The 19,349-nt window shown below is 71.6% G+C and carries 15 protein-coding genes; 6 read left to right on the forward strand and 9 right to left on the reverse strand.

Annotated elements, in window-relative coordinates; all coding sequences use genetic code 11:
- Window positions 1-179 precede the first annotated feature (179 nt).
- The 5 genes from ACTRO_RS29050 to mce form a co-directional block, all read right to left on the reverse strand.
- Window positions 180-3,521: a hypothetical protein gene (locus ACTRO_RS29050; RefSeq protein WP_034268151.1), complete on the reverse strand. Its 3,342-nt coding sequence runs from the start codon at window positions 3,519-3,521 to the stop codon at window positions 180-182.
- A 50-nt stretch (window positions 3,522-3,571) separates the two neighbouring features.
- Window positions 3,572-4,909: a crotonyl-CoA carboxylase/reductase gene (ccrA, locus tag ACTRO_RS29055; protein WP_034277203.1), complete on the reverse strand. Its 1,338-nt coding sequence runs from the start codon at window positions 4,907-4,909 to the stop codon at window positions 3,572-3,574.
- A gap of 199 nt (window positions 4,910-5,108) precedes the next feature.
- On the reverse strand, window positions 5,109-7,214 hold the full coding sequence (locus ACTRO_RS29060; RefSeq protein WP_211244447.1) for a HelD family protein: 2,106 nt from the start codon (window positions 7,212-7,214) through the stop codon (window positions 5,109-5,111).
- 113 nt (window positions 7,215-7,327) lie between these two features.
- Window positions 7,328-7,717 (reverse strand): hypothetical protein, encoded by a 390-nt coding sequence (locus ACTRO_RS29065; protein WP_034268154.1) that lies wholly within the window; start codon window positions 7,715-7,717, stop codon window positions 7,328-7,330.
- Window positions 7,710-8,138 carry a methylmalonyl-CoA epimerase gene (gene mce / locus ACTRO_RS29070; RefSeq protein ID WP_051451552.1) on the reverse strand — a complete coding sequence of 143 codons (429 nt, stop codon included), beginning with the start codon at window positions 8,136-8,138 and terminating at the stop codon, window positions 7,710-7,712. The genes ACTRO_RS29065 and mce overlap by 8 nt, the downstream gene beginning before the upstream one ends.
- Window positions 8,139-8,289: 151 nt before the next feature.
- Here mce and ACTRO_RS29075 point away from each other — a divergent pair, with 151 nt between their 5' ends.
- Both ACTRO_RS29075 and meaB read left to right on the forward strand, forming a co-directional pair.
- Window positions 8,290-9,495, forward strand: a complete 1,206-nt coding sequence (locus ACTRO_RS29075) for an acetyl-CoA C-acetyltransferase (RefSeq protein WP_034268156.1) — start codon at window positions 8,290-8,292, stop codon at window positions 9,493-9,495.
- Entirely contained in the window at window positions 9,492-10,442 is a 951-nt protein-coding gene (gene meaB / locus ACTRO_RS29080; RefSeq protein WP_157436523.1) for a methylmalonyl Co-A mutase-associated GTPase MeaB, read from the forward strand. The genes ACTRO_RS29075 and meaB overlap by 4 nt, the downstream gene beginning before the upstream one ends.
- A gap of 64 nt (window positions 10,443-10,506) precedes the next feature.
- On the opposite strand, the gene ACTRO_RS29085 is transcribed toward meaB, so the two are convergent.
- Window positions 10,507-11,037: a MarR family winged helix-turn-helix transcriptional regulator gene (locus tag ACTRO_RS29085; protein ID WP_034268159.1), complete on the reverse strand. Its 531-nt coding sequence runs from the start codon at window positions 11,035-11,037 to the stop codon at window positions 10,507-10,509.
- Between the two features lie 24 nt (window positions 11,038-11,061).
- Entirely contained in the window at window positions 11,062-11,895 is an 834-nt protein-coding gene (locus tag ACTRO_RS29090; RefSeq protein ID WP_245594523.1) for a DUF2127 domain-containing protein, read from the reverse strand.
- A gap of 182 nt (window positions 11,896-12,077) precedes the next feature.
- Between ACTRO_RS29090 and ACTRO_RS29095 the strand changes: the two genes are divergently transcribed.
- From ACTRO_RS29095 to ACTRO_RS29105, 3 genes are all read left to right on the forward strand, one after another.
- Window positions 12,078-12,404 carry a DUF3817 domain-containing protein gene (locus ACTRO_RS29095; protein WP_034268162.1) on the forward strand — a complete coding sequence of 109 codons (327 nt, stop codon included), beginning with the start codon at window positions 12,078-12,080 and terminating at the stop codon, window positions 12,402-12,404.
- 145 nt (window positions 12,405-12,549) lie between these two features.
- Entirely contained in the window at window positions 12,550-14,415 is a 1,866-nt protein-coding gene (gene ilvD, locus ACTRO_RS29100) for a dihydroxy-acid dehydratase (RefSeq protein ID WP_034268164.1), read from the forward strand.
- 41 nt (window positions 14,416-14,456) lie between these two features.
- Complete coding sequence (locus tag ACTRO_RS29105) at window positions 14,457-14,948, forward strand: MarR family winged helix-turn-helix transcriptional regulator (protein WP_034268166.1); 492 nt, start codon at window positions 14,457-14,459, stop codon at window positions 14,946-14,948.
- A 10-nt stretch (window positions 14,949-14,958) separates the two neighbouring features.
- Here the strand turns inward: ACTRO_RS29105 and ACTRO_RS29110 are convergent, their stop codons facing one another.
- Complete coding sequence (locus tag ACTRO_RS29110) at window positions 14,959-16,878, reverse strand: serine/threonine-protein kinase (RefSeq protein ID WP_051451554.1); 1,920 nt, start codon at window positions 16,876-16,878, stop codon at window positions 14,959-14,961.
- Window positions 16,879-16,919: 41 nt separating this feature from the next.
- A complete protein-coding gene (locus tag ACTRO_RS29115; RefSeq protein ID WP_051451555.1) occupies window positions 16,920-17,534 on the reverse strand; it encodes a Uma2 family endonuclease in 615 nt (204 codons plus the stop codon).
- Between the two features lie 148 nt (window positions 17,535-17,682).
- Between ACTRO_RS29115 and icmA the strand changes: the two genes are divergently transcribed.
- Window positions 17,683-19,347 carry a coenzyme B12-dependent isobutyryl-CoA mutase large subunit gene (icmA, locus tag ACTRO_RS29120; RefSeq protein WP_034268169.1) on the forward strand — a complete coding sequence of 555 codons (1,665 nt, stop codon included), beginning with the start codon at window positions 17,683-17,685 and terminating at the stop codon, window positions 19,345-19,347.
- The last annotated feature ends 2 nt before the right edge of the window (window positions 19,348-19,349 follow it).

Raw genomic sequence — 19,349 nt, forward strand, 5'->3', positions numbered from 1 at the left:
CAATCCTGTCAGATTTCCGTGTCTCGCGCGTACGCCTCTTGGCGATTGCGCCCGGCATCCGGCCTCGCGCGGCGGCGCTCGGGCGTGCTCACACTATCGGCAGATAGGTTTTTCGGCATCGGTCCGGTCCGCCGGACCGCGCGCATCGCCTCCTCGATGCCCGCGCGGACGCGCGTTCGTCACGATTTGCCGGTGCCGTCGGCACTCGGCTTGCTGTCGTTGAGCCCGGGCAGCGGGCCGGTGAGCGCGTCGAGCACGCCCTGGACCCGCGCCATCTCGTCGGTGATCGCGTCCCGGCGGCGGATCATCGCGTCCACCTCGCGCTGCGCCTCGGCCTTGGCCTTGTCCGCGTCCGAGCGGGCCTTGGAGACCAGCGCGTCCGCCGCCTTCTCGGCCGCGGTCTTGAGCGCGGAGGTCTCGGTCGCCGCCTCCTGGCGCAGCCGCTGCGCCTCCCGCTGCGAGGTGGCGACCTGCTCGGCCACGGTGTTGCGCAGCCGGTCCGCGCCGTCGTGGGCGTCCGCGAGGGTCTTGGCGGCCTCCCGCCGGGCGTCTTCGAGCTCCTTGCGGGCCTGGGCGACGAGCTCGTCGGCCTGCCGGGCCGAGTTCTGCAGGCCGTCCGCGGCCTTCCTGCGCGCCTCGCCGGTGGTCCGGTCGGCCAGCGACTGGGCGTCCGAGGTCAGCCGGTCCGCTTGCGCCCGCGTGTCGGTGAGCAGCTTGGTGGCCTCGGCCTGGGCCTTGTCGGTGATGCCCTCGGCGCTCGCCCGGATCCGGTCCACCTCGTCCCGGGCGGCGGCGGTGAGCTTGTCCGCCTCGGACCGGGCCTCCGCCTTGGTGTTCTCGGCGTTGGCGGCGGACGCCTGGCCGATCTTCGCAGCTTCCTGACGCGCGGTGGTGACGAGCTCGTCCGCCTCGCCGCCGGCCTTGGCGAGGGCCTCCATCGCCTGGCGGCGGGCGTCGGCGAGGACCTGCTCGGCCTGCTTGCGGGTCTCGTCGGCCTTCGTGCCGGCCTCGCGGGTGGTCTGCTCGGCCCGGTTGCGGGCCTGGTCGACCGTCTGGCTCGCCTTGGTCTGGGCGGCCTCGAGCACGCCGTCGGCGCTCGCCCGGATCGCAGTGACCTCGTCCCGGGCGGCCTGGATGGAGGCGGCGTTGGAACGGATGGTGTCCTTGGTCAGCTTCTCGGCCTCGGCCTTGGCCTTCGCGGCGAACGCGTCGGCCTCCTCGCGCTGGCGCGTGGTCTCGGCGAGCGTCTTGCCGCGCAACGCGTCGGTCTCGGCCTTGGCCTCCTCGCGCATCTGCGCGGCTTCGGCGGAGGACTTCTTGCGCAACGCGGTGGTCTCCACCATCGCGTCGTCGCGCAGCTTGGCCGCCTCGGCCCGGGCCTCGCCGAGCGCGCGCTCGCCGTCGGCGCGGGCGTCCGCGAGCGCCTTGTCAGCCTGCTGCTGGAGCGCGAGCGCGGCGTTGCCCGCCTCCGCCCGGACCGTCGCAGCCTCCTGCTGCGCCGACTCGATCAGGCCGGCCGCCTCGGTCCTCATCCTCTGCGCGTCGGCCTTCGCCTCGGCGCGCACGGCCGCGGCGGCCGCCTCGGCCTCGGCCTGCTTGGCCGCGATCTGCTCGTCCGTCTTGGCCCGCAGCGCGGCCAGCTCCTTGCGGGCGGCCTCGCGCAGCGCCTCGACGCCGGCCTCGGTGTCCAGCCGGAACTTCTCGGCCAGGTCGGCCGCGTCCTGGCGGATCTTGGCCGCGTCGGCCTCCGCCTCCGAACGCAGCGTGTTGGCCGCGGCGCGGGCGTCCTCGCTGGTCTTCTCGGCCTGCGCGGTGGCCTGCTCGCGCAGCTTGACGGCGGCCGAGTCGGCATCCGCGCGCAGCTTCTCGGCCTGGGCGGTGGCCTCGGCCACGAGCCGGGTGGCCTCGGCGCCGGCCGTCCCGCGGACGGCGGAGGCGTCCGCGGCGGCGGTATCAGTGATCTTCTTCGCCGCGGCGGTGGCCACGCCGTGCGCGCCGGAGGCCTCCTCGTGCAGCCGGCCGGCTTCGCCGTGCAGCCGCTCGGACTCGGCCTGGAAGTGCTCGGCCTCGGCCCGCAGCCGCTGGGTCTCGGCCTCGCGGCGCTCGAGGTCGGCGGCGGCCTCGGCGGTGAGGGTGTCGGCCGCGGCGCGCGCCTCGGCCACGAGCCGCTCGGCGCCGTTGGCCGCGTCGGCCAGGGCCTGGGCGGCCTCCTGGGCCGTGCGCGCGGCGGCGAGGTCGGCTTCCTTCTTGCTCTTCGCGGACTGCTCCGCCGCCTCCGCGCCGATCCGCTGGGCGGCGAGCTCGGCCGTCTCGCGGGCCTTCGCAGCGGCCTGCTCCGCCTCGGTGCGCAGCCGGGCGCCGGCCGCGGTGGCCTCCTGGGTGGCCTTCTCCGCCTGAGCCAGGGCCTTGTCGCGGGTCGCCTGCGCGGTCGCCCTCGCTTCGGCGATGACCTCGGCGGCGCGCGCCTCGGCCTCGGCGCGCATCCGGGCCACTTCGGCCTCAGTGCTCTGCCGCAGCCGGGTGGTGTCCGCCTCGGTCTGCTCGCGCAGCATCACCGCGGCGGTCTTGGTGGACTCGCGCAGCTGGGAGGTCTCCGCCTCGGCCTCGGCACGCAGCCGGGCGATCTCGGCCGCGGCCTGCGCCTCGTGCTTGGCGACGGCCTGCTGGGTCGCGGCGTGCATCGCGGCGGCGGCCTGCTCGGCCTCGGTCTGCACCCGGGTGGCCTCGGTCTGGGCCATGGTGAGCAGTTTCTGCGCGCTGGTGGACGCGGAGGCGTTCTGCTTCTCCGCGGCCTCGCGCAGCGCGGCGACCCGGCTCTCGCCCTCGACCACGCGGGCCCGGGCCTGGGCCAGCCCGGCCTCCGCCTCGGCCTGTGCCTGAGCCCTGACATGGGCGGCGTACTCCTGCGCCTGCCGCAGCTCGGCCTGCGCCTGCTCGCGCAGCTGGTGCATCTCGGTGGCGGCCTGCGCCCGGGCCTCGTCAATGGCCTGACGGCGCAGCACCTCGGCCTCCGAGCGCACCCGCTCGGCCCAGGCCACCGACTCGTTGACCTCGGCCTCGCCGCGCTGGCGGCGCTCGGCGAGCTCGGTCTCGAGCAGCATCCGCCGCTCGTTGACCTCGCTCTGCAGCCGCTGCGCCTCCTGCTGCGCGGCCGCGCGGACCTGGTCGGCCTGCTGCTGCGCGTTGCGCAGCATCTGGTCGACCCGGCCGGAGATGTTGTTGAACTGCGGGTGCAGGCCGCGGCGGAACTCGTGCAGCTTGGAGCGCAGCACCTCGATCTGGTAGGCGAGGTCCTCGGCGTGGTTGACCGCCTCGTCCCGCTCCTCGCGCAGCCGGTTGAGCTCGGCTTCCATCTCGTCGAGGTGCGCGTCGACCTCGTACCGGTTGTAGCTCAGCAGCTCCTGCTGCGGCGGCGGCGCCTGGGCCGGCGCCCCCTGCTGCCCTGGGTACTGGCTCGGGTACCCGCCGTTACCGGACTGGGCATGGTGGGGGCGTGAACCGTACCCGGTCCGTTCGTCCACGCGCCCGTATCCCATGAGTGCCTATGGTGTCAGATGACCGGGGTAGAGCTCTAGACGTCGCGGAAGCGTTCGATTTCACTCCGGTGACGATCTCGCAACGCACCGTTGCCGACGCCCAGGCCTTCTCCCGGTGCTAGACACAGTACCCCGACTTTGCCCTGGTGCAGATTCCGGTGGACGTCGTAGGCCGCCTGACCGGCTTGTTCGAGTCCGTAGGAGCGGGAGAGGGTGGGGTGGACCATGGCCTTGCACACCAGCCGGTTGGCCTCCCAGGCCTCGCGGTAGTTGGCGAAGTGCGAGCCGATCACCCTCTTGAGATTCATCCACAGATACCGGTTGTCGTACTCGTGCATGAACCCGCTGGTGGAGGCGCAGGTGACGATGGAGCCGCCGCGGCGGGCGACGTAGACCGAGGCGCCGAAGGTCTCCCGGCCGGGGTGTTCGAACACGATGTCCGGGTCCTCGCCGCCGGTCAGCTCCCGGATGCGCGCGCCGAAACGCTGCCACTCCTTGGGATCCTGGGTGACCGGGTCGGACCAGAACCGGAAGCCCTCGGCCTGCCGGTCGATCACGATCTCGGCGCCCATGGCCCGGCAGATCTCAGCCTTCTGCGGCGAGGAGACCACGCACACCGGTATCGCGCCGCCGTTGAGGGCGTACTGGGTCGCGTACGAGCCGAGCCCGCCGGAGGCGCCCCAGATAAGCACGACGTCGCCCTGCTTCATCCCGGCGCCGTTGCGCGAGACCAGCTGCCGGTACGCGGTGGAGTTGACCAGGCCCGGGCTCGCGGCCTCCTCCCAGGTCAGGTGCTCCGCCTTGGGCATCAGCTGGTTCGCCTTGACCAGGGCGATCTCGGCGAGGCCGCCGAAGTTGGTCTCGAAGCCCCAGATCCGCTGCTCCGGGTCGAGCATGGTGTCGCCGTGGCCGGCCGCGTCCTCGAGCTCGACCGACTGGCAGTGCGCGACGACCTGGTCGCCTGGCTTCCACTTGTTCACGCCGGCGCCCACGCGCAGCACCACGCCGGACAGGTCGGAGCCGAGGATGTGGTACGGCAGGTCGTGCCGTTTGGTGAGCTCGGAGAGCCGGCCGTACTTGCGCAGGAAGGCGAAGGTGGGCACGGGTTCGAAGATCGAGCTCCACACCGTGTTGTAGTTGATGGCGCTGGCCATCACGGCCACCAGCGCCTCGCCGGGGCCGAGCTCGGGCAGCGCGACCTCGTCGAGGTGCAGCGCCTTGCGCGGGTCCTTCTCCCGGGTCTCGAGCCCCTCGAACATTCCGGTCTCGTCCGCGTGCACGGTGACGGCGCGGTACGAGGCGGGCAGCGGGATGTGGGCGTAGTCCTCGGGTGTCGCTTCGCCGCTGAGCACGGCGTCGCGGATCTCGTTGATACTCATGGGGGTCGGCCTCCGAACGGATGGTCGCGTCGAGCGCGGCGGGGGAGGCGTCGGGGCCGTCCGCCGCTTAGCTACTTGCCGGTAACTATGCCGACCGAAGGCGTGCTTGGCTAGGGGCGCCGCCCACATTTCTGCGTTCGCCCCGTGACAACCTGCACTCTTGCGCCCGCCCGGGCGCCCGCTACCAGTCGCGCTACCGCTCGGCCGCCACCACGTACAGCCGCTGGGTGGCCCGGGTCAGCGCGACGTAGAGGGTGCGCAGGCCGGCCGGGGACTCCTCCGCGATGGCGTCCGGGTCGAGGACGACGGCGGCGTCGTACTCGAGGCCCTTCGCGTCGAGGTCGGTCAGCACCACCAAGCGCGGATGAGCCTCGGTGCGCTCGGCGAGGGCCGCGGCGACCTCGTCGAATCCGGCCAACGTGGTGATGACGCCGACGGTGCCCTCCACGCTCTCCAGCGCCGCGTCCACGGCCCGGCCGAGGTCGGTGAACTCCTCCGGCGGGAAGCCGGTCTTGCGCACCGCCTCGGGCAGCTGCACGTCCGGCATCGCACGGCGGGCGAAGCGGGCCGCGTACTCGTAGATCTCGGCCGAGTTGCGGTAGTTCGTGCGCAGTTCGTGACGGTGCCGCCGCTGGTCGCCGAGGGCGAGCTCCATCGCCTGCCGCGATTCCTCCGGGTCCGGCCACGAGGACTGCACCGGGTCTCCCACCACGGTCCAGGACGCGCGGCGGCCGAGCCGGCCGAGGGCGCGCCACTGCATCGGCGAGAGGTCCTGCGCCTCGTCCACGATGATGTGCGCGTACGTCTCCCGGCCGGCGTCCCGCTTGGCCGCGGGGTTGCGGTCCACCCAGGATGAGACCTCGAGCACAGCGCTGTCCGCGAACGGATCCTCCGGCTCGCGCTCGTCCACCGGGAGCGGGCCGAGCAGCTGGTCGAGCTCGGCCAGCAGCGGCACGTCCTCCACCGACCAGTCCCCGTCGGCCCAGGAGGCGGCCAGATCAGTGACCTGATCTCTCGTCAGGTCCGAGCCGGCCAGCGAACCGAGCACGGCCGGATCGGCAAGCCCGCGCAGCACTTCCGCGGGCGTGCGCAACGGCCACCACCGCTCGACGAAGGCCTCGAACTCAGTCCGGTCGCGCAGTTCGCGGTCGAAGTGCGCGCGCTCCGTGCGCCGCCGGTCCCGCAGGTCGCGCGGCAGCCGCTCCCACAGCGCCTCCAGCAGCGCCGTGGCCGCGTGCGCGCGCTGCACGTTCGGCTGCGGGCCCTGCTGGCCACGGCCGAGCACGATCGAACGCACGCGGTCCAGCGCGCGCCGGTCGAGCTGGATGATGTGGCCCTGGTAGCTCATGCGGATCTGCTCCGGCACGCCGGGCGGCGCACAGCGCGCGGCCCGCTCGATCACCGGCAGGATGTCCAGACCGCCCTTGGCCGCGGCCAGCGACGCCCGGTCGTGCCGCGTCGCGTACACGCCGTCGAGCAGCTCGCCGAGGGAACGCAGCGCCGCGGTGTGCTCGCCCAGCGAGGGCAGCACCTGCTCCACGTACGCGGTGAACACGCGCGACGGACCGACGATCAGCACGCCGCCGGACTCGAAGCGGCGTCGCTCGTTGAACAGCAGGTAGGCCGCGCGGTGCAGGGCCACGGCGGTCTTGCCGGTGCCGGGGCCGCCGGTGATCAGGGTCGCCCCGTCGCCGGGGGAGCGCACCGCGAGGTCCTGCTCGCGCTGGATGGTGGCGACGATGTCGTGCATCACCGTGCCGCGCTTGCGGGTCAGCGCCGCCATCAGCGCGCCGTCCCCGATCACGGTCAGCTCGGCGGCCAGCGGGTCCTCCGGTGCCAGCAGGTCGTCGTCCAGGCGGGTCACGCGGCGGCCGGCCGACTTGATGGTGCGGCGGCGGACCACGCCGCGCCGGTCCACCGGGGTGGCCTGGTAGAAGACGGCCGCGGCCGGGGCCCGCCAGTCCACCGTCAGCGGCTCGTACTCCTCGTCGCGCACGCCGAGCCGGCCGATGTACTGCACCTCGCGATCGGCGAAGTCGAGCCGGCCGAAGACCAGTCCCTCCTCCTCGGCCTCGAGCCGCTGCAGCCAGACGGCGGCCTGGTAGACGATCGAGTCCCGCTCCACCAGTCCGCCCTCGTGGCCGAACTGGGCCCGGCGGTGACCTTCGGCCTCGTAGGCGCGCGCCCGCGCACGCGTCGCTTCGAGCCGCTCGTACACCCGGTCGACGTGCGCCTGTTCGCGGCCGATCTCCGCGGCTGCGGGATCGGCGGGGTCCAGGTGCGGCTGCGGCTGCGGCAAGGAGATCCTCCGGGAAACGGGGGCGTGACGGAAAATGCCCGACCGAAGAGTCTACCGGGACGCGCCTCGGCGCACCTCACCGTACGTGCCGACCGCCGCCGCGGCAGCCCGGCTCAGCCCGAGGATTCGGCCGAACGCGCCTGTGCCACGGCCCGCTCGGCGGCCAGGCCGAGCGCCTGATGCTCCGTCCAGTGCTTGGTCACCGCGAACTTCGGGCCGTCCGCGCGGGTGACCAGCCAACCGCCCGACTTCGCCGCGACCGCGCAGTGCTCCCAGCGGAACAGGCCCATCCCGCCGCGCCCGTTGTCCGCCACGAGGCCCTTGTCGTAGAGGTAGACGCGGGACTCCTTGAGCGCGAGGCGGCCGAGCCGGGTGGCGGGGCGGTGCACCGAGAGGAGGTTGCCCAGGTTCTCCTGCATGGCCAGGATGCGCAGCTGGTTGGGCACCTTCTCGCCGGGCGCGAGGCCGCGAGGTCCGCCGAGGCCGGCGAGTTCGTCACTCATGGACCGGGGACTGTACCAGCTCGGTCAGGATGCCCTGGCAGTCCTTGGGGTGCAGGAAGTTGATCTGCGAGCCGAAGGTGCCGTGCCGCGGCTCCGGGTAGAGAGCGCGCACGCCGGTGCCGGTGACGGCGGCGGTCTCGGCCGCGACGTCCGCGGTGCCGAAGGCCACGTGGTGCACGCCCTCGCCGTGCGTCTCGAGGTACTTCGCGATCGGCGACTCCGGCCGGGTCGGTTCGAGCAGCTGCAGGTAGGTCGCGCCGCCGTCGTCAGTGCCGTTGATCCGCAGCATCGCCTCGCGCACGCCCTGTTGCTCGTTGACCTCTTCGTGGAATACCTCGAAGCCGTAGGTGCGGCGGTAGAACTCGATACTCGCCGCTATGTCGCGGCAGGCGATGCCGATGTGGTCTACGCGTGTGATCATCTTCAGGTGCCCTTCCGGACTTCGCCTCGTCTGGTGACGTGGGGATAGGGTCCCCGCCACCATGGTGTGGCGGAGATGACAGCTCTAGACACTACTGGCGAGTAGCTGATTCGGCGATAGTGTGAATCCACGTCCCCATACAGTCCATTCGATGGGAGTCCTCGCCATGACCACCTCCGTCATCGTCGCCGGAGCGCGCACCCCGATGGGCCGGCTGCTCGGCTCGCTCACCCCGTTCTCCGGGGCCGACCTCGGCGGGATCGCCATCAAGGCGGCGCTGGAGCGCGCCGGGATCTCCGGCGGGCAGGTCCAGTATGTGATCATGGGCCAGGTGCTGCAGGCCGGCGCCGGGCAGATGCCGGCCCGCCAGGCCGCGGTCAAGGCCGGGATCCCGATGAGCGTGCCTTCGCTGACCATCAACAAGGTGTGCCTGTCCGGACTGGACGCCATCGCGCTGGCCGATCAGCTGATCCGGGCCGGCGAGTTCGAGATCGTGGTGGCCGGCGGCCAGGAGTCGATGACCAACGCGCCGCACCTGCTGCCGAAGTCCCGCGAGGGCTACAAGTACGGCGCGGTCGAGATGCTCGACGCGATGGCCCACGACGGCCTGACCGACGCCTTCGAGCACATCGCCATGGGCGAGTCCACCGAGCACCACAACACCCGGCTCGGCCTGACCCGCGAGGAGCAGGACCTGATCGCCGCCAACTCGCACCAGCGCGCGGCCGCGGCGCAGAAGAACGGCGTGTTCGACGCCGAGATCGTGCCGGTGGCCATCCCGCAGCGCAAGGGCGAGCCGGTGGTCTTCGGCAAGGACGAGGGCATCCGGCCCGAGACCTCGGTGGAGAGCCTGGCGAAGCTGCGCCCGGCCTTCACCAAGGACGGCACGATCACGGCCGGCTCCGCCTCGCAGATCTCCGACGGCGCCGCCGCGGTGGTCGTGATGAGCAAGGCCAAGGCCGAGGAGCTGGGCCTGGCCTGGATCGCCGAGATCGGTGCGCACGGCAACGTGGCCGGGCCGGACAACTCGCTGCAGTCGCAGCCCTCGAACGCGATCCGGCACGCCCTGGCCAAGGAGGGCCTGGACGTCGGCGATCTCGACCTGATCGAGATCAACGAGGCCTTCGCCGCGGTGGCCGCGCAGTCGGCCAAGGACCTCGGCGTGGACTTCGACAAGATCAACGTCAACGGCGGGGCGATCGCGCTCGGCCACCCGATCGGCATGTCCGGCGCCCGGATCGTGCTGCACCTCGCGCTCGAGCTCGGCCGGCGCGGCGGCGGCGTGGGCGCGGCGGCGCTGTGCGGCGGCGGCGGGCAGGGCGACGCGCTGATCGTTCGGGTACCGTCGGCCTCGTGACCATCGATGTAGCCACGCTGCTCGGCCGCGCGCGGGAAGGCGACCCGCGCGCGGTCGCGCGGTTGATCTCCCAGGTCGAGAACGGCGCGCCGCAGCTGCGCGAGATCCTGGCGGCGCTCAGTGCGTACGCGGGTTCGGCGTATCTGGTCGGCCTGACCGGCTCGCCCGGCGTGGGCAAGTCCACCACCACGAACGCGCTGGTGGCCGAGTACCGGGCCCGGGGCAAGCGGGTCGGCGTGCTGGCGGTGGACCCGTCCTCGCCGTTCTCCGGCGGCGCGCTGCTCGGCGACCGGGTGCGGATGCAGGACCACGCCACCGACCCGGAGGTCTTCATCCGCTCGATGGCCTCGCGCGGCCACCTCGGCGGGCTGGCCGCGGCCACCCCGCAGGCGGCGCGGGTGCTCGAGGCGGCGGGCTGCGAGGTGATCCTGATCGAGACGGTCGGGGTGGGCCAGTCCGAGGTGGAGATCGCCTCGGCGGCGGACACCTCGGTGGTGCTGCTCGCGCCCGGCATGGGCGACGGCATCCAGGCGGCGAAGGCCGGGATCCTGGAGATCGGCGACGTCTACGTGGTGAACAAGGCCGACCGGGACGGCGCGGATGCCACCGCGCGCGAGCTCAACCACATGCTCGCGCTCGGCGAGCGGCGCAATCCGGGCGACTGGCGCCAGCCGATCGTCAAGACGGTCGCCGCGCGCAACGAGGGCGTGGTCGAGGTGGTCGAGGCGCTGGAGAAGCACCGCGCCTACCTGGCCGAGACCGGCGGGCTGCAGGCGCGCCGGGTGGCCCGGGCCGCCGCGGAGGTCGAGGCCATCGCGCTGGGAGTGCTGCGCACGCGCTACGGCTCGGTGCACAGCGAGAACGACTCCCCGCTGCGCCGCCTCGCCGAGCGGGTTGCGGCCGGGGAACTCGATCCGTTCACGGCGGCCGACGAACTGCTGGCCTGACGCGCCGGGACGTTCAGCTGCAGGCCGCTCGGCCGCTCGGCCGCAGCGCCGGAGCGCCGGAGCGTCAGCGGGCCTGTTCGGCCTCGGCCTCGGCGCACTCGACCTCTGCCCGGGCGTTGGCGCATCCGGTCGCCGGCGACTCGTCGAGCCGGTCGGCCACCTTGCGCTGGACGTCGAGCAGCATCTGCACCTGCTCCGGCGTGAGCAGGTCGAAGAACAACTCGCGCACGTCCTCGACGTGCTCGGGAGCGGCTTCGCGCAGCAGCGCCCAGCCCGCCTCGGTCAGTTCCGCCCACTGGCCGCGGCGGTCGTCAGGGCACTGCGTCCGCATGACCAGCCCGGCCTGCTCCATGCGGCCGATCTGGTGCGAGAGCCGGCTCTTGGACAGCTGGGTGCGCTGCGCGAGCTCGGTCATGCGCAGGCGGCGTTCGGCGGATTCCGAGACCTCGACCATGACCTGATAGTCCGTCATGCTCAGGCCGTAGCGTTCGTGCAGACGGTCCTCGAGGTGGGCGGGCAGCAGCCGCATCACCTTCAGCCAGCTGCGCCACACCGCCTGCTCGGTCTCGTCCAGCCAGCGGGGGGTAGTACTCATAGCTCCATGGTACTCGTCGGTAGTTTAAGCTTCAACAATGCCGGGGGCGGGCTCCACCGGGTCGGGCGCGAGGGCCTGGGCCGAGGAGCCGCGCGCCGGGCCGCTGAGCACGGTGGTCGGCTCCGGCAGCGCGGTCGGCACGGTGATCGTGTCCGGCTTCAAGCCGGCCGGCTCGGGCACGCCGAGCTCGCGCTCGGGCAGCATCTCCGCGAGCAGCGACTCGCTGTTGAGCTGCGCCTCGTAGGCCAGGCCGCCGCCGCGCAGCCCGAAAAGGCGCTTGGTCAGCAGCAGGTAGAGCACCGCGAGCACGTTCAGGGCGAAGGTGGCGATCTTGAACTTGGTCGCGTGCTCGGACAGCTCGTAGATCTCGACCGGCAGGAACAGCGCCGTGGCCACCGCCGCGAAGTACTCGCCCCAGCGCTTGGCCAGCCACAGGCCGACCGCCTCGATCGCCTCGATCAGCGCGTACACGCCCAGCGCCGCGGCCGCGGCGTCCAGGGTGGAGGCCTTATAGGTGAACAGCTTGCGTATCGTCGTGACCACGGACGAGTTGTCCAGGTCGTAGCCGTAGTGCTGGGCGGCGGGCTTGAATATGGTCAGGTTCCGCTCGAACAGGTCCTGCAGCGCGTGCTGGGAGTTGGAGAACTTCCACACCGCGAACGCGCCGAGCGCGACCAGGAAGAACCGGAAGACCCGCTCCACCGCGAGCAGCCGCATGATCAGCCGGGAGCGCAGGGCCTTGCCGCGCGGCGGGCGCGGCGCCTCGTCCGCCGGGCCGGTCGAGGTGGGCACATCCAGGACGAAATCCCCGCAGCGCAGGCAGCGCCATGCCGTCCCCAGTGCCGTGTCGGCCCGCACGAGAGCCCGAATATCGGGTTCCACAGGCTCGTAGAGCACATGACCGCTGCGTGAACAGCCCCTCCGGTTCCAGTCCATACGCCTTAGCCTAAACGGCTCGGCCGACAATGTGACGCGTCTAACCCCGCCCGTACCCCGACGCGTGGAAATCTTGCCGACCTGCCGTCGGTAAGCTTGCGTCCATGCGTACTCGCGATCTGTTCTCCCGCCTGTTCGTCCCGGTGTCCCTGGCCGAGGGCGTCTCCTTCCTGGTGCTGCTGTTCGTCGCCGTGCCGCTGCAGGTCTTCGGTCACCACCAGAAGCCCGTGCAGATCTTCGGCATGCTGCACGGCCTGCTGTTCGTCGCCTATGTGATGCTCGCCGCCTACGGCTACCTGCAGCGCAAGTGGACCCCCAAGCACCTGGTCTGGGTTCTGGTCATGGCAGTGCTCCCGACCGGCGCTTTCTTCGCCGAGCGCGCGGTCAAGAACGAGGCGCCGGCCGATGCGGCGCAACCGGTCGCCGCGTAGCGACGGCGTTTCGCATCTTGCATACCGGGACGGCTGTTCCGCGCCCCGGACAAGGTGGGAGACTCGGTAGCGCCGCGCCGATGCCGCCGAGACGACGTCGGGGCGCGTGAAGCGAGACGAACTTGCGAGAACGGAGTGATCCGCGATGCCTGCTCTGCGGTCCCGGACTTCGACCCACGGGCGCAACATGGCCGGTGCTCGCGCGCTATGGCGCGCCACCGGGATGACCGACGCCGACTTCGGCAAGCCGATCGTGGCGATCGCCAACTCCTTCACCCAGTTCGTACCCGGCCACGTGCACCTCAGAAACGTCGGCGAGATCGTGGCCGAGTCGGTGCACGAGGCGGGCGGCGTCGCCAAGGAGTTCAACACCATCGCCGTGGACGACGGCATCGCCATGGGCCACGGCGGCATGCTCTACTCGTTGCCCTCGCGCGAGCTGATCGCCGACGCGGTCGAGTACATGGTCAACGCGCACTGCGCGGACGTGCTGGTGTGCATCTCCAACTGCGACAAGATCACCCCGGGCATGCTCATGGCCGCGCTGCGGCTGAACATCCCGACCGTGTTCGTCTCCGGCGGCCCGATGGAGGCCGGCAAGGCGCACATCCGCGAGGGCGTGGCCTACGACAAGCTCGACCTGATCGACGCGATGTCCGCGGCCGCCGACGAGAAGGTCTCCGACGACACCCTGGGTACCATCGAGCGCTCGGCCTGTCCGACCTGCGGCTCCTGCTCCGGGATGTTCACCGCCAACTCGATGAACTGCCTGGTCGAGGCGCTCGGCCTGGGCCTGCCCGGCAACGGCTCGGTGCTGGCCACGCACGCCAAGCGCCGCGCGCTGTTCGAGCGGGCCGGCTCGCTGGCCGTGGAACTGGCCGGGCGCTACTACGGCCAGGACGACGAATCGGTGCTCCCGCGCTCCATCGCCACCCCGGCCGCGTTCAGCAACGCCATGGCCATGGACGTGGCCATGGGCGGGTCCACCAACACGGTGCTGCACCTGCTCGCGGCCGCGCAGGAGGCCGGCGTCGGCTTCGGGCTGAAGGAGATCGACGAGACCTCGCGCCGCGTCCCGTGCATCGTGAAGGTCGCGCCGAACAAGGCCTCGGCCGACAAGACGTATTACATGGAGGACGTGCACCGGGCCGGCGGCATCCCGGCCATCCTCGGCGAGCTCAGCCGAGCCGGCCTCCTGGACGAGGCCGTGCACGCGGTGCACGCGCCGAGCCTGACCGCCTGGCTGGACGAGTGGGACGTGCGCGGCGGGCAGCCGTCCGAGGCCGCGGTGGAGCTCTTCCACGCCGCGCCCGGCGGGGTGCGCACCACCGAGCCGTTCTCCACCGAGAACCGCTGGGACAAGCTGGACGTCGACGCCGCGGGCGGCTGCGTGCGCGACCTCGAGCACGCCTACACCAAGGACGGCGGCCTGGCCGTGCTCTGGGGCAACCTGGCCGCGGACGGCGCGGTGGTCAAGACCGCGGGCGTGGCCGAGGAGATCTGGAACTTCCGCGGCCCGGCCCGCGTGTTCGAGTCGCAGGAGCAGGCCGTCGAGGCGATCATGAACAACCGGATCGTCGCTGGCGACGTGGTGGTCATCCGCTACGAGGGACCCAAGGGCGGCCCGGGCATGCAGGAGATGCTCTACCCGACCGCGTTCCTCAAGGGCAAGGGCCTCGGCGCCAAGTGCGCGCTGATCACCGACGGCCGGTTCTCCGGCGGCACCTCGGGCCTGTCCATCGGCCACATCTCGCCCGAGGCCGCGGCCGGCGGCACGATCGCGCTGGTCGAGGAGGGCGACACGGTGGCCATCGACATCCGCACCCGCGCGCTCGAGCTCGAGGTCCCGGCCGAGGTGCTGGCCGAGCGCCGGGCCGCGATCGAGGCCGCGGGCGGCTTCCGGCCGAAGGAGCGCGACCGGCCGGTCTCGCTCGCGCTCAAGGCGTACGCGCTGCTGGCCACCTCGGCGGCCACCGGAGCGGTGCGCGACCGGGCCCTGCTCGAGGGCTAGGCCCGCCGCAGAGCAAGCAAACGGCTGGACGGGATTCGCACGTGCTCTCCTTCGACCCGGTGCAGCGGGCCTTCGAGCTCTGGCAGGAACGCTGGGGCGAGTCGAGCTCCATGCGAGCGGTGACCTCGCTGATGCGGGCGCACCAGTTGGTCCTCGCCGAGGTGGACGCGATAGTCAAGCCGTACGGCCTGACCTTCGCCCGCTACGAGGCGCTGGTGCTGCTCGTGTTCAGCCGCCAGGGCGCGCTGCCGCTGTCCAAGATCGGGGAGCGGCTGCAGGTACACCCGACGTCGGTGACGAACATCGTCGACCGGCTGGAGAAGTCGGGGCTGGTCACCCGCCGCCCCAATCCGCTCGACGGCCGCGGCGTCCTGGCCGAGATCACCGACGAGGGTCGCGAGATGGTCGAGCAGGCCACCACCGACCTGATGCGGGCCGATTTCGGCCTGGCCGCGCTCAGCTCGACGCAGCACGACAGCCTGTTCGACACGTTCAGGGTGCTGCGGCACTCGGCCGGCGACTTCGAGGACTGAGGCGGAGCCCTCAGGTGACCTTGCCGGTGGTCGAGTCGTAGGTGTAGGTGGCCGAGCACTTCTTGTCCTCCGCCTCGGCGGTGTTCCAGACACAGATCTTCTCGCTGAGCGTCCAGGCGCCCCAGAAGAAGCAGCTGCCGCACGGATAATCCGAGTTCGTGTTGCCGTTCGACGCCGTGAAGGTCTGAGTGGTCGGACCGCTCGTGACGGACGAGGTCTGCGTCACCGATTCTTCGCAGCCCGCCGGGTTCCCAGCCGAGACGGTGGCCTTGAAGAACGAACTGCCGTACTCGAGCCAGCCTTCGCAGTTGTCCACGGTGACGGTGGATCCGCTCACGTAGCCCGAATCGCCGCCGGGGCCGGAGGGGCCGGTGGTCTTCGTTCCGCCGCCGGAGCTCGGCGCGGTCGTCTTCGTCGTCCCGCCTCCGCCGGAGCCGCCACTGCCCGAGCCGCCGCTACCGGAACCGCCTCCGGTCGAGCCGCCGGTGCCCGTGGTCGTGCTCTTCTTCGGCGCGGCGGACGAGCTCTTGGCCGACGGCGACGGCTTCGTCGAGGCTTCGGGTGAGCCCGAGCTCCTGGCAGTGGCGGTGTCTGACACGCCGGAGGCGGACGCTGCGCCGGTGGTGACGATCTTGGAGCCGTCGTTGCCGCCTGACGCGCTGTTATTGGTCCAGGGGGCTATCGCGAAGAGGGTTCCCGTCGTGCCGCCGAGCACGAGCAGCAGGGGCAGCAGGAGCGTCAGGGTTTTACGCGAGCGGCGGGGCCGACGTGGGCCGATCGGGCTCGGCCCGGGTATGACCTCGAGCGGGGCCGGGTTCTTGGGCGGGATCGGCTCGGTCTCGGCTTGTGCGCTGGCATCGACGTCCGCCTCGACATCTGCCTCGGCGTTCGCGTTCTCGGCGGCGGGCTGCGGCTCGGGCGGCACCGGCGTCGGCAGCTGCCCCAGCTCGCCGATCCACGACGACTCCAGCTCCGTCCCGTCGAACTCCGCGACCGGGGCCGCCGCGGCGAAGGCGCGGCGCTCGGCTATCCGCCCCGCCGTGACCCGCGGCCAGGCGACCGGGCCGGGCAGGGTGTTGGCGGAAGCGAAGGAGACCAGTTCCGCGGCGCTCGGGCGGTCAGCCGGGTCTTTGGCCAGGCAGGACTCCACGAGCGCGGCGAGCGCCGGGTCGGCAGCCTGAAGCGCGGAGAGGTCGGGGTCCTGATGCACGATCCGGTAGAACACGTCGTGGCCGGACCCCTCGCCGAAGGGCGGCAGGCCGGCGGCGGCGAAGGACAGGACGCCGCCGAGGGAGAAGACGTCCACCGCGGGCGTCAGCGTGCGCTGAGCCTTGGCCTGCTCGGGCGCCATGAAGGCTGGAGTGCCCACGGCCACGCCCGTCGCCGTGACCGCGCTCTGATCCGCAGCGCGTGCGACGCCGAAGTCGATCAGCGTCACGCCGGAGTGGGTGAGCATGACGTTGGAGGGCTTGAGATCGCGGTGCATCATCGACAGGCTGTGCACGACGCGGAGGCGGTCGGCGAGCTCGCGCAGCAGCAGCCACAGCGACGGCCCGGGCAGTGAGCCGCCCTCGAGGTACACGGCTTCGTGCAGCGTGACGCCCGGGATGTATTCCGTGGCGAACCACGGCGGCCGCGCCGTCCGGTCCGCGGCGAGCAGCCGGGCGCTCACCCCGGCGGGCAGCCGGGCCTGGTTGTCGAGCTCCTGGCTGAAGTGCCGCAGGAAGTTCTGGTCCGCCGCGAGGTACGGCAGTACCCGCTTGACCGCCGTGTACCCGGTGGGCGCGAGGCCCAGGTAGACCCGCCCCATGCCGCCGGATCCGAGCACGGCGCGCAGCGGGAACGCCCCGATCTTGCGCGGGTCCTCGGGCGCCAGCGGCTGTGCGCCGACCTGGCCGAACGGTAGGGCATCAGGGTCCTGAGCAGTCACGACCGGAGGCTATCAAAACCCTGCGGGGAGCGGTCCCGGCGTCAGTCCTCGGCCGGGCGGGCTGGAAAACGGGCGGAGTCGATCACGACCGCGTCGAAGGGCTCTGGCAGCCGGAGCGGAGTGCCGAACTCGACGGCGCTCTCGGCGGTGTAGCGTTTTCCGTTGGGACCGGTGAAGACCGTCACGGTGGGACCGGACTCGGCATACGGATCGATGAGCAGGTACACCGGGACGAGACCTTTGGCATAGGCCTTGTACTTGCGCCCCCATTTGCGGTCGTCGTTGCCGTTGCTCGGTGAGGTGACCTCGACCACGAGCAGGGCCTGCCCGGACGGATTCTGCGTCGCCATCAGATCGGACCGGGGGACCGACAAAGGCAGGACCGTAAGGTCCGGCTGGGGGCAGTTCGACGCGTCAACGGAGAGCTCCAGCTTCTCCACGACCGCCCAGTCCTCCGGGATGTGCGGCAGCAACTGCCTCAGAACCGATTGCACGAGCACGAGATGGATGTTGCGCGCCATCGGCGACACGATGATTTCCCCCCCGAGGATCTCCACTTTGCTGTGGTCGCCGAGTACGTCCTCGATGGCGGCGCGCTTCGCGGCCAGGTCGCCGTCGAGTGCATCCGCCGGTCGCCCCGAAAGTGTCACTGTCATACCTCTGAGTGTGGAAGTAGTCACATCTCGTGATCAACCCGATCTCGCATTTCCACTCTATCGAGTGATCAAGGGCCCGACCAGGAACTCTCGCCGGCGTAGCGTGGCGCCGTCGACAGTTACTAGGACGTCCTAGTACTTTGTACGTATGAGCAGAGAGCGGTGGCAGGCGGCGTACGACGCCGCTCCGAAGACCGACCGGGACACCACGACCATCAGCGGCGAGCCGACCGAACCGGTGTACGGGCCGGCGGACGACGAGCAGGCCGCGGCGACCCCGGCCTTCGACCGGATCGGCTGGCCGGGGCAGTTCCCCTACACCCGCGGGCTGCACCCGACCGGGTACCGCGGGCGGCCGTGGACGATAAGGCAGTTCGCGGGCTTCGGCAGCGCGGCGGACACGAACGAGCGGTTCCGGGCGATCCTGGCCGCCGGCGGCGGCGGGCTCTCGGTGGCCTTCGACATGCCGACGCTGATGGGGCGCGACTCGGACGAGTCGCGGTCGCTCGGCGAGGTCGGGCACTGCGGCGTGGCCATCGACTCGGCCGCCGACATGGACGTGCTCTTCCGCGGGATCCCGCTGGGGGAGGTGACCACCTCGATGACCATCAGCGGACCGGCCGTGCCGGTGTTCTGCATGTACGTGGTGGCCGCGGAGCGGCAGGGGGTCGCGCCGTCCGTGCTCAACGGCACCCTGCAGACCGACATCTTCAAGGAGTACATCGCGCAGAAGGAGTGGCTCTTCCCGCCCGAGCCGCACCTGCGCCTGATCGGCGACCTGATGGAGCACTGCGCCCGCGAGATCCCGGCCTACAAGCCGCTCTCGGTCTCCGGCTACCACATCCGCGAGGCCGGCTCGACGGCCGCGCAGGAGCTGGCCTACACGCTGGCGGACGGATTCGGCTACGTCGAGCTGGGCCTCGACCGCGGGCTCGACATCGACGTGTTCGCGCCGGGGCTCTCCTTCTTCTTCGACGCGCACATCGACTTCTTCGAGGAGATCGCCAAGTTCCGCGCGGCCCGCCGGATCTGGGCGCGCTGGCTGCGCGACGTCTACGGCGCCAAGACGGCCAAGGCGCAGTGGCTGCGCTTCCACACCCAGACGGCGGGCGTCTCGCTCACCGCGCAGCAGCCGGAGAACAACATCGTGCGCACGGCGATCGAGGCGCTGGCCGCCGTGCTGGGCGGCACCAACTCGCTGCACACCAACGCGCTCGACGAGGTGCTGGCGCTGCCCTCGGCCAAGGCGGCCGAGATCGCGCTGCGCACCCAGCAGGTGATCCTCGAGGAGACCGGCGCGGCCAACGTGGCCGACCCGCTCGGCGGGTCCTGGTACATCGAGGCGCTCACCGACCGGATCGAGGCGCAGGCCGAGGAGATCTTCCAGCGGATCAAGGACCTCGGCGGCGACGGCAGCATCACCGCGGGCCTGCTGCGCGGCATCGACGAGGGCTACTTCACCGGGGAGATCGCCGAGGCCTCCTTCCGCTACCAGCGGGCGGTGGAGAAGGGCGAGAAGCGCGTCGTCGGGGTCAACGCGCACACCGAGTCGATCGAGGAGCCGCTGGAGATCCTGCGGGTCTCGCACGAGGTCGAGCTCGCGCAGAACCGGGAGCTCGGCGCCCGGCGGGCGGCTCGGGACAACGCGAAGGTGCAGGCCACGCTGGCCGAGCTCAAGCGCGGCGCGGAGACCGAGGGCGAGAACCTGATCCAGCCGATGCTGGAGGCGGTGCGGGCCGAGGCCACGCTGGGCGAGATCTGCGGCGTGCTCAAGGACGTGTTCGGCACGTATACGGAGCCTGCGCGCTTCTGACG

It is taken from the genome of Actinospica robiniae DSM 44927 (assembly GCF_000504285.1).
Lineage (GTDB): Bacteria > Actinomycetota > Actinomycetes > Streptomycetales > Catenulisporaceae > Actinospica > Actinospica robiniae.

Bases quoted from the DNA above. Each gene is read 5' to 3' on its own strand.
- ACTRO_RS29065 (WP_034268154.1), bottom strand. From the start codon at position 7,717: ATGAGTGACGAACTCGCCGGCCTCGGCGGACCTCGCGGCCTCGCGCCC.
- mce (WP_051451552.1), bottom strand. From the start codon at position 8,138: ATGATCACACGCGTAGACCACATCGGCATCGCCTGCCGCGACATAGCG.
- ACTRO_RS29075 (WP_034268156.1), top strand. From the start codon at position 8,290: ATGGGAGTCCTCGCCATGACCACCTCCGTCATCGTCGCCGGAGCGCGC.
- ACTRO_RS29085 (WP_034268159.1), bottom strand. From the start codon at position 11,037: ATGAGTACTACCCCCCGCTGGCTGGACGAGACCGAGCAGGCGGTGTGG.
- ACTRO_RS29095 (WP_034268162.1), top strand. From the start codon at position 12,078: ATGCGTACTCGCGATCTGTTCTCCCGCCTGTTCGTCCCGGTGTCCCTG.
- ilvD (WP_034268164.1), top strand. From the start codon at position 12,550: ATGCCTGCTCTGCGGTCCCGGACTTCGACCCACGGGCGCAACATGGCC.
- ACTRO_RS29115 (WP_051451555.1), bottom strand. From the start codon at position 17,534: ATGACAGTGACACTTTCGGGGCGACCGGCGGATGCACTCGACGGCGAC.
- icmA (WP_034268169.1), top strand. From the start codon at position 17,683: ATGAGCAGAGAGCGGTGGCAGGCGGCGTACGACGCCGCTCCGAAGACC.